The following is a 14,697-nucleotide window of genomic DNA, read 5'->3' as shown; positions in this document are numbered from 1 at the left end:
CGATCGGACAGCCGCCGGAAGGACACCGACGCCAATTTTGCTGTTCTATGACCTGCATTAGTTAGCATTGGTAGTTTGATGTCCTGGCATCGGGGATGGCGCGTCCATGTCCGTTGCCGCAGGTGGAGCCGTGCGGAGCCTGATCCCGGCCCGTATCGACCGCCTTCCCTGGTCCCCGTTCCACACCCGCATGGTCGCAGCGCTGGGGGTCGCGTGGATCCTCGACGGCCTGGAGATCAGCATCGCCAGCGCCGTCGGCGACACACTCACCCATCCGGACACGCTGGGGCTCTCGTCCACCCAGGTGGGGTTGCTGGCCACCGTCTACCTGATCCTCGGCATCGTCATCATCTTCATCCGGCGGCACCTGCCCGAGAGCCCGCGGTGGCAGGTCATGCACGGCCGCACCGACGAGGCCGAGAAGTCGATCGCCTTCATGGAGCACGAGGTCCAGGAGAAGACCGGCCGCGAGCTCCCGCCCGTCGACGAGAGCAAGGCCATCGACGTCAAGGCCGGCGAGGACCACGGCTATCTGACGCTGCTGCGTGTGCTCTTCCGCGAGTACCCGACGCGGTCGATCCTCGGCGCCACGATGATGATCACGCAGTCGTTCCTCTACAACGCGATCTTCTTCACCGCGACGCTGGTGCTGGGGAAGTTCTAAGGCGTGCGTCGGAGAACACCCCGCTCTACCTGATCGCCTTCGCCGTCGGGAACCTCGTCGGCCCGCTCGCGCTCGGACACTTCTTCGACACGATCGGCCGCCGGAAGATGATCGCGATCACCTACGTGACGTCGGGCGTGCTGCTGGCGATCAGTGCGTTCCTCTTCTACGCCGGTGCGCTCAACGCGATCACACAGACCGTCGCCTGGTGCGTGATCTTCTTCTTCGCCTCCGCCGGTGGGAGCTCGGCCTACCTGACGGTGAGCGAGATCTTCCCGATGGAGGTCCGCGCCAAGGCGATCGCGGTGTTCTTCGCCATCGCGCAGTGCTTCGGGGCGATCGCCCCGGTGATCTACGGCGCGCTCATCGGCGACGGCAGCGACCCGTCGAAGCTCTTCTACGGCTACCTGATGGGCGGCGCGATCATGATCGTCGGCGGGATCGTGGCGCTCGTCCACGGCGTCAACGCGGAGGGGCAGTCGCTGGAGGACGTCGCCACGCCGCTGAACGCCGGCCGAAAGGGCACCACGCGGGCGGAGGGCGCGGGCTCGCCGCGCGCCATCTGAGCCCCGGCGTGGTTGCAGGAAAGTGGCTTTCCAAACCTCTTGGGTGACCTACGGAGGCGGCGCGCGGCGCGAACAGCGCGGACACTGTGCCCGTGACCGCCGCCGCGCTCCCCGAGCCGGTCATGCCCATGCTCGCCACCGCCGGGAAGGTGCCGGCGGGGCCCGGGTGGGCCTTCGAGTTCAAGTGGGACGGGGTGCGCGCCGTCGTCGCAGCCGCCGGCGACCAGGTCCAGCTCACCAGCCGTCTCGGCAACGACGTCACCGCCGGCTACCCGGAGCTCGCCGGGATCGTCGCGGCCAGCGGAGGCCGGCCCGTCCTGCTCGACGGGGAGATCGTGGTCCTCGACGAGCGGGGCCGGCCGAACTTCGGGCTGCTGCAGGACCGCATGCACGTCCGCCATCCGTCGGCGGAGCTGCGCGCGCGCCTCCCGGTCTCGTACTACGTCTTCGACGTGCTGTTCCACGACGGCGAGTCGCTGCTCGCCGCCCCCTACGACGAGCGCCGGGCCCGGCTCGCCGAGCTCGCCCCGGCGGAGCGGGTGCTCGTGCCGCCGTCGTATACCGACGTCGACGGGAAGCAGCTGCTCGAGATCGCCGACGGGCACGGCCTCGAGGGCGTCGTGGCCAAGCGCCGGGCCGCGCGCTACGAGCCGGGGCGCCGTTCGGCGGCCTGGATCAAGACCGCCCTGATCCGCACCCAGGAGGTGCTGATCGGCGGGTGGACCGTGGGGGAGGGCCGGCGCACCCGCACGTTCGGATCGCTGCTGCTGGGCGCGCACGACGCCGACGGCAGCCTGCGCTACCTCGGCCACGTGGGCACCGGGTTCTCCGACGCGGTGCTCACCGACCTGATGCGCCGCCTGCGGCCGCTGGCCAGGCCGACCAGCCCCTTCGACGAGGTCGTGCCGCGCGAGCACGCCCGCAAGGCCCGCTGGGTGGACCCCATCCTGGTCGGCGAGGTCGAGTACCGGCTCGTGACGCGCGACGGCCGGCTGCGGCACGCCGCGTGGCGCGGCCTGCGGCCGGACCGGGCGCCCGACGAGGTGGTCCTCCCGGCGCCCTGACGGCCGGCGCTCCGATCGGCGACGCGCTGCTGCAGGACTGGCGGCACGCCTACGCGATCGGCAGGCTGCTCCGCATGCGCGTGCGGTGGAGACGGCCGGTGCCCGCCGGAGTGACGGTGGCGGGCGCCGCGGCGCTCGTGTGGGTGGCCAGAGCCAGGGCGGCGCTCGTCCGCGCTGCGCTGATCCGCGTCGCCACTCTCGTCGAGGACGGCGTGCGGGTGCTGCAGATCGCCCTGCTGCGCCTGTTCCGTCGCTCCACGGCTCCGCTCCTGATCCCGTTCGTCGGGCACGGCTCTCCGCAGCGGGTGGAACTCGGCGCACGCGCGGTATTCGGCAGGCCCGAGGCGCGGGCCAGGACGGTGCCGGTGCCGGACGACGGCGTGCTCGCGCCCGTCCGCGAACCGGGGCAGGCGCCCGCCCGGCGATCCCGCCGCTCCACGCTGCGCACCAGCCTGGCGCGGTTCCTGAGCGTCGAGGTGGCCGATGCGGCGGTCACCGCTCGCACGCCCGGTGCCACCGCCACCGGGCGCAGTGACCGCGACGGCTACGTCGACGTCGTCCTCACCGACCCGGGGCTGTCGCCCGGCTGGCACGACGTCGAGCTCAGCCTCGCCGACGGCACCACCGTGCACACGCCCGTCCTCGTGGTGTCGCCGGACGTCTCCCTCGGGCTCGTCAGCGACGTCGACGACACGATCCTCGAGACCGGGCTGACCCGCGGGCTGGAGTTCCTCCGCATCACGCTGCTCACGGAGGTCACCGATCGCGCACCGCTGCCCGGGGCCGCCGCGTTGTACCGGGCGCTGGTCTGCCGCTCCGGCGAGGCCGGTCTGCCGGTGTTCTACCTGTCGACCAGCCCGTGGAACCTGCACGAGATGCTGCTGGAGTTCATCGCGCTGCGCGGCTTCCCGTTCGGTCCGCTGCTGTTGACCGACTGGGGCCCCGGCCGCGGCAACCTGTTCCGCATCGGCTCCCGCGAGCACAAGTCCGGGCTCATCCGGCGCATCCTCGCTGAACACCCCGGTATGGCGCTGCTGCTGGTCGGCGACACGGGACAGCTCGACCCGGAGATCTACGCGGCCGCGGCCCACGAGCACCCCGGCCGGATCCGGGCGATCTACGTCCGGCGCACCGGAGCCCTGAACCCGCGCCGCGCCACCGAGGTGGACACGCTCGCTGCCGCCACCACCGCCGCCGGAGTGCCGATGCTGGTCGTCGACGACAGCGTCCAGATCGCCGAGCACGCGGCCTCGCTGGGGCTCCTCGACCCCGCGCAGGTCGACGACGTGCGCCGCGAGACTCACCCGAACCGCCCGCCCCGCGTGCCATGGACCGTCGACGTCGCGCGCTCCGGCAGCCGCATCGCTCACCGCCTCGGGCGCCTCGACGACGACCTGTCCGACCGCCGCTCACCTTTGTGACCAGCGTTTTCGTAGCGTCGCAGGTCGACCACTGACCGTGGCGAGGTGTTTGCGACCGCGGCATCCGGGAGACCTAATCGTTACCTGAAGGGGCACTCCGGGGAGGTGACATGGCAACGCACCGTCGCGGTATGTCCGCGACGCAGTGGCCCGTGGCCGACCTCCTGCGTCGCGAGGGCCGCGCCTGGCCGACCCTGTCACCCGCCGCGCGCGGGCTGGCGGTCAGTGGTGCGCTGCTGTGCAGCACGATGGTCGCGGTGTCGATGGCGGCGGAACCGCAGGCCCCCGCGCCGCCGTCACCGCCTGAGCCCGAGTCGCCCGTCGCGGCCGCACCCGTGCCCACCACCACGTCCACCACCACGTCCACCGCCACGTCCACCGCCACGTCCACCGCCACGTCCACCGCCACGTCCACGACTGCACCGACCTCGTCCCCCGAGGCGCCCACCGCTGCGCAACCCGTCGTCGCGAACTCGAGGCCGGCCGCTCCGTCCGCGGTTCCGCGGTTGCGGCTACCCACCCCCCACCCGACGAACGACGCCCCGAGCGAGCCGGTCGACGGCGACGTCCTCGCGGCGGAGGCGCTCCCTCCGGCGACCGGCCGCCACGCGGCGGACGACATCACGTCCGACGACCGGTCCGACCGCGGGTCGGACAGCGGCAGGAGCCGTTCCAGCAATCGCGCCGTGATTGACCGGGACGACGAGAACCGGGACACCGAGCAGGCCGAGAGGTCCGACGACCGGGGCTGGACGAGGGATCGGGACGACGACAGGGACGCGGCGGATTCCGACGACGGCGACAGCGCGAACGACCGGGACCGTGCCGCTCTCAGGCGATCTCACGAGGATCGTTCCGACGACGACCGCCGGGATCGCGACGACGACCACGAGGACCGCGACAAGAAGGATCGCGACCACGAGGACCGCGTCAAGAAGGATCGCGACCACGAGGACCGCGTCAAGAAGGACCGCGACCACGAGGACCGCGACAAGAAGGACCGCGACCACGAGGACCGGGACGGCAAGAGCCGCGACCAGGGCGACCGCGAACGCTCCGACGACGGCGGCCGCCACCACGCGGACGACTCCGACTCCGACTCCGACTCCGACTCCGGCGGCCGGCACCGCGCCGACGACTCCGACGACTGACCGCCGCGCTGGTGCGCTGCTCAGAGGCGGACCAGGCCCTCCCGGACCGCCCACAGCGCGGCCTGCGTCCGCGACGACAGTTCCAGCTTCATCAGCACGTTGCCCAGGTGCGTCTGCACCGTACGTTCGCCGATCGACAACATCCGCCCGATCTCCCGGTTCGACCGGCCCTCCGCGACCAGGACGAGCACGTCGCGCTCCCGGGCGGTCAGCGCGGCGACTCCTCGCCGCGGCGCGACGAGTGAACGGGTCAGCACCCGGGCCACGGCGGCGTCGAGGTGCACCTCGCCCCGGTGCGCGGCCCGGATCGCCTCGACGATCTCGTCGACCTCGGCGTCCTTGAGCACGTAACCGGTGGCGCCGGCCTCCAGCGCGCCCTGGACGCGGTGGGCCTCCCCGAAGCTGGTGACCACCACCACGTCGACGGCCGGGTGGGCCTTCTTGACCAGTGCCGTCGTCGCGACACCGTCGGGCTCGGGCATGACCAGGTCCATCAGCACGACGTCCGGCAGCGCGTCCCGGGCCGCGAGCGCGTCGAGATCCTGCAGCGCGGACCGGCCGTCGGCCGCCTCGCCGACCACCTCGATCCCGGGCGTGGCTCCGAGGAACGCCCGCAGACCCAGCCGCACCACCTCGTGGTCGTCGACCACGAAGACCCGGATCGTCTCGCCGGTCATCCGGGATCACCCAGGACACGCGGGGCGAGCAGCCGGACGACCGTCCCACCGGCCGGCCGCCGGGCGACGACGAGCCGGCCACCGAGGCGCTCGGCCCGCTCGCGCATCGACACCAGCCCGAGCCCGGGGGTGACGACCCGAGGATCGAAACCGACACCGTCGTCGCCGACCTCGACCAGCAGCGTCTGCGGGTTGTCGTCGACCGGACCGATCCGGACGTGGACGTGCGCCGCCCGCGCGTGCTTCACACAGTTGTGGAGCGCCTCCTGCACCAGCCGGTAGGCGTCGAGTTCGGCGTCGAGCCCGAGGTCGAGGCGTTCCCGGGGCCCGTCGACGGTCACCTCCGGCCCGCCCCGCCGGGTGACCCACGCCGCCTGCTCGCGCACGGCGCCGACCAGTCCGTGCGTGTCGAGCAGGGTCGGGTGGAGCTCGAAGATCAGCGCCCGCATGTCGTCGAGTGCCGCGTGGGCCAGCTCGTCGAGGGTGCGCAGGAGGGTGTCCGGCGGGGTCCCCTCCGCACGGGTCAGCTCGGCCGCCCGCAGGTGCAGCGTGAGGGAGAACAACCGCTGGCAGGCGGAGTCGTGCAGCTCCCGGGCGAGCCGGTGCCGCTCGTCCGAGGCGGCCTGGCCACGGACCTCGGTGAGCAGGCGGGCGTTCTCCACGGCGACGGCGGCCTGGTCGGCCATCGCCGTCAGGAACGCGATCTCGTCGTCGTCGGGTTCGTGGCCGGGCCGGCAGTAGGCGTTGAGTGCGCCGACGGCGCGGTCACGGACCACCAGGGGCACGGCCACGAAGTCGTCCCAGGCGAAGCTGTCGAGCTGGTCGTGCAACGGGGCCCAGCGGGGGTCCGCGAGCATCTGTGCCTTCCTGCGCCGGGTCGCCACCGGCCGGCCGGTCCGCAGCGCCTCGAACGAGCTGAGCTCCGCCCCGCGCTGCCGTGCCTCTTCGAGGCGCAGGGTGAAGTCGGGCGGCCACCGGTCGACGGGTGCGGCTCCGTGGACCCGCATCCTGTTGCCGGAGGCGTCGACGAGGAAGATCTGTGCGCCCGCCAGGCCGGCCGTCTCCACCAGCTGGGCGCAGATCGTGTCGAGCGTGCCTCGCAGCGATCCGGCGTAGGCGATGTTCGCGGCAGCGGTCGCGAAGGCGGTGAACCGCCGCTGCTGGAGCCGGACGTCGGTCACGTCGCGGAAGGTGACGACCGTAAGCCTGCGACCGTCCACCCCCGGTACGGCACGTCGCTGGTACTCGAGTTCCCGCTCGCGCAGCGAGCCCGGCGCCCTCCACCGGACCACGCGGCGCGGGCGCGCCGTTCCGGATGGCGCGTCCTCGGATCCGGCAAAGGGCCCCGGCTGTCCCAGCAGGTCGGCGGACGGTGCGCCGAGAAGGCCGCACGCGGCCGGGTTGACGAAGAGGCAGCGCCCCTGCTCGTCGAGCAGGGCGACGCCGTCGGCAGAGGCCTCCAGTGCGGCGGCCATGACGTCCGGGCCGACCGCCGTGGCGGCGCCGCCGTTTGAGGCGGGGGCCGGCGGCATCGCCATCGGGCTCCTCCTCGACGCCACGAACGGGACGGCCGCTACCGCGGGTGCGGTGCAGATCGCAACCACACCCGCGCCGCGGGACTGTCCGGGCCGCTCAGCATTGCCTCTGCGACATCCCGCGGCAACTCCTGCGGCGTCCGGGGTAAGCGGAATGGCGGAGCTGGTCCAGGCAAATGTGCACGGCCGATCCGCGGTATCGCGCAAACCTTTCCCGGGCGATCTCACTGGCGAACCGGATGTTTTCCGGCGCACCATTCGCGCTACCCCCGTGACGCGGCTCACGCCGGGGTCGCAACGCAGCGAGGAAGGAGGAGGGGCCGATGGCGACCGGTAGCCACGACAGCGACACCGCCCGGAACGAACAGCTGCTCGACGAGGGGCGAGAGGGCCATCCTCTGTCGCCCTACAAGGCCCTGTGGGCCGTGCTGCTCCTCGGTTGGGTGGTCAGCTACGCCGACCGCACCCTCACGGGACCAGTGATCGCATGGATGATCCAGAACAAGGCGGGGTTCATCGGCGACGCGGCCAACCCTGCCACCCTCGGCGGGCTCGTGGGCTCGATGTTCTTCCTCGGCTACATGCTCACCCAGTACCCGGGCGGCCGGTTGGGCGACCGGTTCGGGCATCGGGAAATGATCATCGTCTCCCTGCTGGCCGCGTGCGTGCTGACCATCGTCTCGGGCCTGATGGCCGGGCTCGTGGCCTTCGTCGCCGCCCGCGTGCTGACCGGCCTGGGTGAGGGCGTCTTCTACTCCAACGACCGCACGCTCATCATCAACCACACCCCGGTCGCGAAGCGGACGCTCGGGCTCGGCATCGTCATCGCCGGCCTGTCGATCGGCCTGACCGTCGGCATCATCTTCACCCCGATCCTGATCGGCTGGGGCGCGTCACTGGGAATGGGCGGCGAGGCGTGGCGGATGCCGTTCTTCGTCTTCGCCGCGTTCACCTTCGTCGTCGCCGTGATCGCATACGTCTTCTTCCGGTCGAAGCTGGGCGGGGCGATGCGGCTCGGCCCGCCGCTCCTGCGGCTGATCCTGTTCTCGGCGCCGACCTTCCTCGTGATCGTCGCGCTGTTCCTGGTGGCCGAGACCTTCCGATGGCCGGAGTGGCTGACCGCGTCGGTCGCCTCGGTCATCGCGCTGATCTACATCGTGATCATCGTGCGCAGCGTCAAGCGCTCGGGTCGCGGACCTGCGCTGCTCAACCGCAACATCTGGCTGGTCTACCTGGCCTACATCGCCATCCTGTGGAACCTCTGGTTCTTCAGCTTCTGGTCGGTGCAGATCGTCCGCGAGGCCGCGCAGAGCAGCCTGCTGGCCGCGGCGCTCACTGCGGCGTTCAACGCCGGCGCAGGCATCCTCGGCTTCCCCGCGGGCGGGTGGCTCGCCGACCGGGCCGTCCGCACGGGCGGCAGCCGCAAGAAGCTGGCCCTCATCTGCACCGGCGTGTACTCGGTGCTCGTGCTGATCTTCGGCTGGAGCGTCTCCGGGGGCGAGCGGCCGTCACTCGCCCTGCTCGGGCTGCTGCTGTTCAGCTCCGGCCTGTTCTTCAACGCGCTGCAGCCGATCGTGCAGGGCATGACCGGCGACATGGTCCCGGCGAGCGAGCGCGGGTCCGCCTTCGGGATGCTCAACCTCGTCTCCGAGATCGGCGCTGTGCTCAGCCCCGTCGTCAGCGGCATCCTGCGCGACGCCACCGGCAGCTGGGCCCCGGGCGTCTTCGTCGCCGCCGGAATCATGATCGTCTCGTTCTTCCTCTACCTCGGTGTGCGCGAGGCCCCCGCGCACCACGAGGACCCGATTCCCGCCTGACCGGTCGACCCACCACGTTCCGACCCACGGCGGCGCCGGTCGGTGCCGCCGCAAGGAGAAGTGCCATGTCACAACCACAGACGCAGATGCAGAACCCCACCGCCCACGCGTCCGTCCGCCACTTCCCGCTCAACGCCTGGTATGCCGCCGCATGGGACCACGAGGTGGGGCGCAACCTGCTCGCCAAGACCGTCGCGGGCCGGCCGATCGTGTTCTACCGGACCACCGGGGGCCGCGCCGTCGCACTCGCCGACGCGTGCTGGCACCGCCTCGCGCCGCTGTCGATGGGCAAGCTCCGCGGCGACGACGAGATCATGTGCGGCTACCACGGCATCTGCTACGACGCCGACGGGCGGGCCACCTTCATGCCGGCGCAGGACACGATCAACCCCAGTGCGACCGTGCACTCCTACCCGGTGGTCGAGCGGCACCGCTACGTGTGGGTGTGGCCCGGCGACCCGGCGCTGGCCGATCCGGGCACGGTGCCGGACCTGCACTACAACGACGACCCCGCCTGGGCGGGCGACGGGAAGACCATCCACGTCAACTGCAGCTACCAGCTGATCGTCGACAACCTGATGGACCTGACCCACGAGCAGTTCGTGCACGGGTCGAGCATCGGGCACGACTCGCTGAGCGAGTCCGACTTCGAGGTCACCCACAGCGGGAACACGGTGACGGTCACCAAGTGGATGCTCGGCATCGAGCCGCCGCCGTTCTGGAAGCGCAACCTGCAGGACCGCTTCCCGGACTACGACGGCCTCGTCGACCGCTGGCAGATCATCAACTACACCGCACCCTCGACGGTCGCGATCGACGTCGGCGTGGCCAAGGCCGGGACCGGCGCGCCCGAGGGCGACCGCAGCCAGGGCGTCACCGGCACCGTGATCAACACGATGACCCCCGAGACCGACAACACCTGCTTCTACCTCTGGGCCTTCGCCCGCGACTGGTGCCTCGACAAGCAGGTGATCACCACCCGGCTGCGCGAGGGCGTGTCGAACGTCTTCTTCGAGGACGAGGTCATGCTGGAGGCCCAGCAGCGGGGGATCGAGGCCAACCCCGGCTACGACTTCTACAACCTCAACATCGACGCCGGCAGCATGTGGACCCGGCGCAAGGTGGCCGCCATGATCGCGGCAGAGTCGAGCACGGACGTCGGGTCCGACGACGAGCACTCCGGCACCGCCGCCGCCGCTCTCAGCGCCGTCACCGCGGCGGAGAACGCGCGGGTGGACAACGGCACGGGCAACGGACACTCCGCGGGCACGGGCATGGAGGCCGAGGTGTCCGACGGGGTGGCGAAGCATCGCGACCGGCCCGAGGCCGGTCTGATGGCGCGCGGGTTGTAAGCGATGGGAGCCACGAGCCACAAGCGCTGGGGCAGGGCGCGGGTGGTGGACGTCTGCGAGGTCGCGCAGCACGTCCGCCAGGTGGTCCTCGCACCCGAGCGGATGGAGGCGCCCGCGCCGCCGGGCAGCCACATCGACATCGGTGTCTACGTCAACGGCCGGGCCGACGTGCGGTCGTACTCGGTGGTCGGATCGGGCCCGTACGGCAACGAGATCATCCTCGGGGTCCAGCTCGCCCGGCAGAGCCGCGGCGGGTCGGCGTTCATCCACCAGCTGCGCCGGGGCCAGGAGGTGCAGATCACCCAGCCGCTGCAGAACTTCCCCCTCAACTACGGCCGCCCCGGCTACGTCCTGGCTGCCGGCGGCATCGGCATCACCGCGCTGGTCGCCATGGGCAAGACGCTCAAGGCCCGCGGGGCGGACTACCGGTTCGTCTACGGCGCGCGGTCGCGATCGTTGATGGCGTTCGTCGACGAGCTGACGGCCGAGCACGGCGACCGGATGGACCTGCGCGTCGACGACGAGGGCGGCAAGCTCGACGTCGACGAGCTCGTCGCCTCGGTCCCCGACGGCGGAGAGCTCTACGTCTGCGGCCCGGCCCCGATGCTCGACGCGATCAAAGCGGCGTGGGCTCGGACGGCTCGGCGGCCCTCGGACCTGCGGTTCGAGACCTTCGGCTCCAGCGGCCGGTTCGCCCCCGAGGCGTTCCGGGTCCGCATCCCACGTCTCGGGCTGGAGACCACGGTGTCCGGCGACGTGTCCATGCTCGAGGCCCTGGAGGCCTGCGGCGCGGACATGATGTACGACTGCCGGCGCGGGGAGTGCGGGCTCTGCCAGGTCAAGGTCCTCGACGTCCAGGGGGCCATCGACCACCGGGACGTCTTCCTCTCCGACGCCCAGCACGAGAAGAACGACCGGCTGCAGTGCTGCGTGTCCCGCATCGTCAGCCCGCGGACCGGCGGGCTGATGAACGGCGACGGTCAGGGCGCGGAGTACGGCTCGGTGACCATCGACGTGCCCTGAGGGGCGGGGAGGGAGGATCGGACATGGGGAGCTATCAGGCGTTCGAGCTGGAGGAGTTGCAGGCCGACCGGTCGCGGTCGTACGCGGAGTTCCTGCGGCGGCCGGGGTTGTCGATGGGCATCTACCACCTGCCGACAGGCGGCAAGGATCCGCAGCACCCGCACTCGGCAGACGAGATCTACGTCGTGCTCGCCGGGCGGGCGGCCCTCGAGGTGGAGGGGGAGCGGTTCCACGTCGGTCCGGGGAAGGTGGTGTCGGTCGACGTCGGGGCGGACCACCGGTTCGTCGACGTCACCGAAGACCTGCAGGTCCTGGTGGTGTTCGCGCCGCCGGACGACCCGGGGGCGTGATCCGGTGAGCGAGATGCCGAAGACGGACTTCCACGGCGACATGCCGAAGCGGGAGTTCTGGCGCGACCTCAAGCCGATCGATCAGGTCTTCCGGCCGGGTGCGCTGCCGGAGGCCTACATCAAGGACGCGCCGACCGACGACGAGCGGTACTACGTGCCGTTCTCCGAGACGGTCGGCTCGCGGCCGCTGTGGATCTCTCCCAGCCAGAACCGGTGGTGCGACGTGCTCTACGCGCGCGCCGCCGGCCTGGTGAACCGCCACTACCACCCGCAGGCGGTCTTCGCGTACACGATCTCCGGCAAGTGGGGCTACCTGGAGCACGAGTGGGTGGCCACAGCGGGCGACTGGGTGTACGAGGCGCCGGGGGAGGCTCATACGCTCGTCGCGTACGAGCACGCCGAGCCGATGAAGGTGACGTTCAACGTCACCGGTCCACTGATCTGGCTCGACGAGAACGGCGACCCGGACGGGACCTTCGACGTCTTCGACTACATCGCACTCTGTCGTGAGCACTACGACAAGGTCGGGATCGGCAGCTCCTACATCGACAGTCTCATGCGCTGACGATCCGCCGGTCGACGAACGCCGCGATCCGTGCCGCCAGCGCCTCCGGGTGGGTCACCGGCACCATGTGCGCCCCGACCGGCAGCGTCTCCACGGATCCCTGCGGGGCGGCTGCGGCGAGCGCCGCCGCCCAGTCGGCGGGGCAGATCGCGTCCGCACGGCCGCGGACGACCAGAACCGGACATGTCACGCCGCCGAGGGTGCGGTCGAGGCGGTGGCGCCGCGCGGCGTCCATCCCGCGCGCCATCGACACCAGTCCCGTGCGGGCGTAGGCCCGCACCAGGAGCGGGATCTGGCCCGGCCGCTCGTGCGCCGCGGTGCGCAACCAGCGGCGGACGAGCCCCGGCCAGGTCGCGGCGCGGGGGTCGGTGGTCGGCCCGACGAGCACGAGCCCGGCCACCCTGCCGGGCGCGCGGAGCGCGACCTCGACGACGATCTGGCAGCTCGCCGAGTGCCCGACGAGAACGACCGGGCACTCGGTGGGCAGATCTGCGAGCAGGAGCTCCGCAAGCGGCCCCGGTGCCACGTCCTTCCTGCGGGGTGCGCGGTGGCCGAACGCCGGGAGCAGGACCACGGTGCGGGCGATGCCGGGAATCCGGTCCAGTGCGCGCCGGGCGACGGCGACCGACAGGCCGAGCCCCGGTACGGCCACGACGGCGACCCTCACGTGGTCCTCACGGTGCGATCGTCGATCGATCAGCGGCCGGCCGGCGTCAGCAGCCGGTCCCGCAGCTCCCACCACGACGGGGCCGCGCGGTCCCGGTCGCTGACCAGAGTCGGCGGCAGCGGCCACGGGATCGCCAGGTCGGGATCGGTGAAGGCCACCGAGACGTCCTCGCTCGGGTCGTGGACGGCGTCGATCCGGTAGCAGGTGTCGGCGACGTCGGTCAGCGCCTGGAACCCGTGCAGGAACCCGCGGGGGATGTACACCGACCGCATCGACTCGTCGTCGAGCGTGAAGCTCGCCCAGCGGCCGAACGTCGGTGAGCCCGGTCTCGCGTCCACCACGACGTCGAGCACAGCGCCGTGCGCGCAACGCACCAGCTTCGCCTCGCCCCGTCCCAACCGGCCATGCATCCCACGGACCACGCCGCGGACACTGCGCGACTGGGAGTCCTGCGGGAACGTCGGATCGATCCCCGCCGCGGCGAGCACCGCGTTGTCCGAGGTACGGCTGAAGAAGCCGCGGGCGTCGCGGTGCGGGGTCGGCTCGAACAGCAGCACCCCGTCGAGTTCGGTCTGCACCACCTGCACCGGGCCACCATAATCGCGCACGTCGCGCGGCGTACCAGGCCCTGCGCGTGCTCCACCGGCAGCGGCGCCGCACACACCGCGCGAGGTGCGCATCAGGCGGCGCTACCGTGAGGGTGTGACCGCCTCGCCGCTGGCCGACGCCGTCCCCGCCCCCGCTGCCTCGGCCGTCGCCTGCCGGTTCTGCGGCGGCACCTCCGGCGAGCTGGTGCTCGACCTGGGGGAGCAGCCCTCCAGCGAGCTGTTCCCGGCGGCGGGCGACCCGGGGCCCGACCCGCTCCTGCCGCTGCGGATGTGGCTGTGTGCGGGGTGCGGGCTCGCGCAGCTGGTCGGGGCGGACGACGTGACGGAGGAGCCGCTCGGCTTCGAGCCGGCGGCGCTCGTCCGCCAGCGTGCCGCCGCCCTGGAGCGCCTGGTGGCGGACGGGGCCCTGCCGGCCCGTGGCACGGTGGCCGAGTACCCGAGCCCGCACGGCGGCACCTGGCTGCCGGAGCTGAGCGCCTACGGCCTCACGCCGGCGGCCCCCGACGCGTCTGCCGACGTCGTCGTCGACGCCTGCTTCGGGCTCATGCACTTCACCGATCAGCGGGCCGCCCTGACCGAGCGGGTCGCCCGGCTCGCGGCCGGCGGAACACTCCTGCTGCAGTACCACTGCCTGGGCGCGATCGTCGACGGCCTGCAGTGGAACGCCCTGCGCCACGGTCACTACGCGTACTACTCGACCCCGGCCATGGTCGGCATGCTCGCCGACGTCGGGCTGACCGCCACCACCGCGTACCGGTTCCCGCTCTACGGCGGCACCGTCCTGCTGACCGCCACCCACGACGGCAGCCCGACCGCCGACCTGGCCACCGTCGTCGACGGCGAGCAGGCCACCGGCGTGCGGGACCCGGCCGCCGTGTCCGCCCTGCAGGCCTCCGTGGGCCGGACGGCCGAGTGGCTGCGTGCGACCTGCGCCGCCGAACGGGCTGCCGGCCGCCGCGTGTACGGCTACTGCGCGGCGTCGCGTGCCGTGGCCCTCCTGCGGGTGGCCGGGCTCGACGCCAGCCTGCTCACCGCCGTCGCGGACGCCTCTCCGGACAAGCAGGGCCGCCGGATGCCCGGCACCGACATCCCGATCATCACGCCGGACGCGCTGGTGGCCGCGCGCCCGGACGTCGTGCTGCTGTTCGTCTCCGACCTCGCCGACGAGGTCCGCGCCGCCCTGCCCGGGATCGAGGCCGCGGGCGGGCGCTGGGTCGACGCCGGCGCCGGCCGCTGA

The 14,697-nt window shown here is 72.1% G+C and carries 15 protein-coding genes; 11 read left to right on the top strand and 4 right to left on the bottom strand.

The features are described from left to right. Positions 1–130: 130 nt before the first annotated feature. The 5 genes from RM445_RS11495 (at position 131) to RM445_RS11475 (ending at position 4,866) form a co-directional block, all read left to right on the top strand. On the top strand, positions 131–664 hold the full coding sequence (locus RM445_RS11495) for an MFS transporter (protein ID WP_311556260.1): 534 nt from the start codon (positions 131–133) through the stop codon (positions 662–664). 29 nt (positions 665–693) lie between these two features. Continuing rightward, positions 694–1,230 (top strand): MFS transporter, encoded by a 537-nt coding sequence (locus tag RM445_RS11490; RefSeq protein WP_311556259.1) that lies wholly within the window; start codon positions 694–696, stop codon positions 1,228–1,230. Between the two features lie 92 nt (positions 1,231–1,322). After that, the gene (gene ligD / locus RM445_RS11485; RefSeq protein WP_449619177.1) at positions 1,323–2,294 is read left to right on the top strand and encodes a non-homologous end-joining DNA ligase; all 972 of its coding nucleotides are present in this window, start codon (positions 1,323–1,325) and stop codon (positions 2,292–2,294) included. Then, complete coding sequence (locus tag RM445_RS11480; RefSeq protein WP_311556169.1) at positions 2,237–3,715, top strand: App1 family protein; 1,479 nt, start codon at positions 2,237–2,239, stop codon at positions 3,713–3,715. Before ligD ends, RM445_RS11480 begins: the two co-directional genes overlap by 58 nt. Before the next feature lie 131 nt (positions 3,716–3,846). Then, on the top strand, positions 3,847–4,866 hold the full coding sequence (locus tag RM445_RS11475; RefSeq protein WP_311556168.1) for a hypothetical protein: 1,020 nt from the start codon (positions 3,847–3,849) through the stop codon (positions 4,864–4,866). A 20-nt stretch (positions 4,867–4,886) separates the two neighbouring features. Here the strand turns inward: RM445_RS11475 and RM445_RS11470 are convergent, their stop codons facing one another. Continuing rightward, positions 4,887–5,543 (bottom strand): response regulator transcription factor, encoded by a 657-nt coding sequence (locus RM445_RS11470; RefSeq protein WP_311556167.1) that lies wholly within the window; start codon positions 5,541–5,543, stop codon positions 4,887–4,889. Then, positions 5,540–7,081 (bottom strand): GAF domain-containing protein, encoded by a 1,542-nt coding sequence (locus RM445_RS11465; protein ID WP_311556166.1) that lies wholly within the window; start codon positions 7,079–7,081, stop codon positions 5,540–5,542. The genes RM445_RS11470 and RM445_RS11465 overlap by 4 nt, the downstream gene beginning before the upstream one ends. A gap of 320 nt (positions 7,082–7,401) precedes the next feature. On the opposite strand from RM445_RS11465, the gene RM445_RS11460 reads away from it, so the two are divergent. The 5 genes from RM445_RS11460 to RM445_RS11440 all read left to right on the top strand — a co-directional run bounded on the left by RM445_RS11460 (position 7,402) and on the right by RM445_RS11440 (position 12,185). After that, positions 7,402–8,895, top strand: a complete 1,494-nt coding sequence (locus tag RM445_RS11460; RefSeq protein WP_311556165.1) for an MFS transporter — start codon at positions 7,402–7,404, stop codon at positions 8,893–8,895. A 65-nt stretch (positions 8,896–8,960) separates the two neighbouring features. Beyond that, positions 8,961–10,247 carry an aromatic ring-hydroxylating dioxygenase subunit alpha gene (locus RM445_RS11455; RefSeq protein ID WP_311556164.1) on the top strand — a complete coding sequence of 429 codons (1,287 nt, stop codon included), beginning with the start codon at positions 8,961–8,963 and terminating at the stop codon, positions 10,245–10,247. Positions 10,248–10,250: 3 nt separating this feature from the next. Next, a complete protein-coding gene (locus tag RM445_RS11450) occupies positions 10,251–11,270 on the top strand; it encodes a PDR/VanB family oxidoreductase (protein ID WP_311556163.1) in 1,020 nt (339 codons plus the stop codon). A gap of 23 nt (positions 11,271–11,293) precedes the next feature. Then, complete coding sequence (locus RM445_RS11445; protein WP_311556162.1) at positions 11,294–11,620, top strand: cupin domain-containing protein; 327 nt, start codon at positions 11,294–11,296, stop codon at positions 11,618–11,620. 13 nt (positions 11,621–11,633) lie between these two features. Next, positions 11,634–12,185, top strand: a complete 552-nt coding sequence (locus RM445_RS11440; protein WP_311556161.1) for a 2,4'-dihydroxyacetophenone dioxygenase family protein — start codon at positions 11,634–11,636, stop codon at positions 12,183–12,185. Here the strand turns inward: RM445_RS11440 and RM445_RS11435 are convergent. Together RM445_RS11435 and rfbC are read right to left on the bottom strand one after the other, a co-directional pair. Next, a complete protein-coding gene (locus RM445_RS11435; protein WP_311556160.1) occupies positions 12,175–12,852 on the bottom strand; it encodes an alpha/beta fold hydrolase in 678 nt (225 codons plus the stop codon). The genes RM445_RS11440 and RM445_RS11435 overlap by 11 nt on opposite strands. 29 nt (positions 12,853–12,881) lie before the next feature. Then, positions 12,882–13,439: a dTDP-4-dehydrorhamnose 3,5-epimerase gene (rfbC, locus tag RM445_RS11430; RefSeq protein WP_311556159.1), complete on the bottom strand. Its 558-nt coding sequence runs from the start codon at positions 13,437–13,439 to the stop codon at positions 12,882–12,884. A 115-nt stretch (positions 13,440–13,554) separates the two neighbouring features. Here rfbC and RM445_RS11425 point away from each other — a divergent pair, with 115 nt between their 5' ends. Further along, positions 13,555–14,697 carry a class I SAM-dependent methyltransferase gene (locus RM445_RS11425; protein WP_311556158.1) on the top strand — a complete coding sequence of 381 codons (1,143 nt, stop codon included), beginning with the start codon at positions 13,555–13,557 and terminating at the stop codon, positions 14,695–14,697.

Source organism: Pseudonocardia charpentierae, from assembly GCF_031845345.1.
In the GTDB taxonomy this organism is placed as follows: Bacteria; Actinomycetota; Actinomycetes; order Mycobacteriales; family Pseudonocardiaceae; genus Pseudonocardia; species Pseudonocardia charpentierae.
Note: the sequence above shows the minus strand (reverse complement) of the source record. Positions and strands in the feature narration are given on the sequence as shown.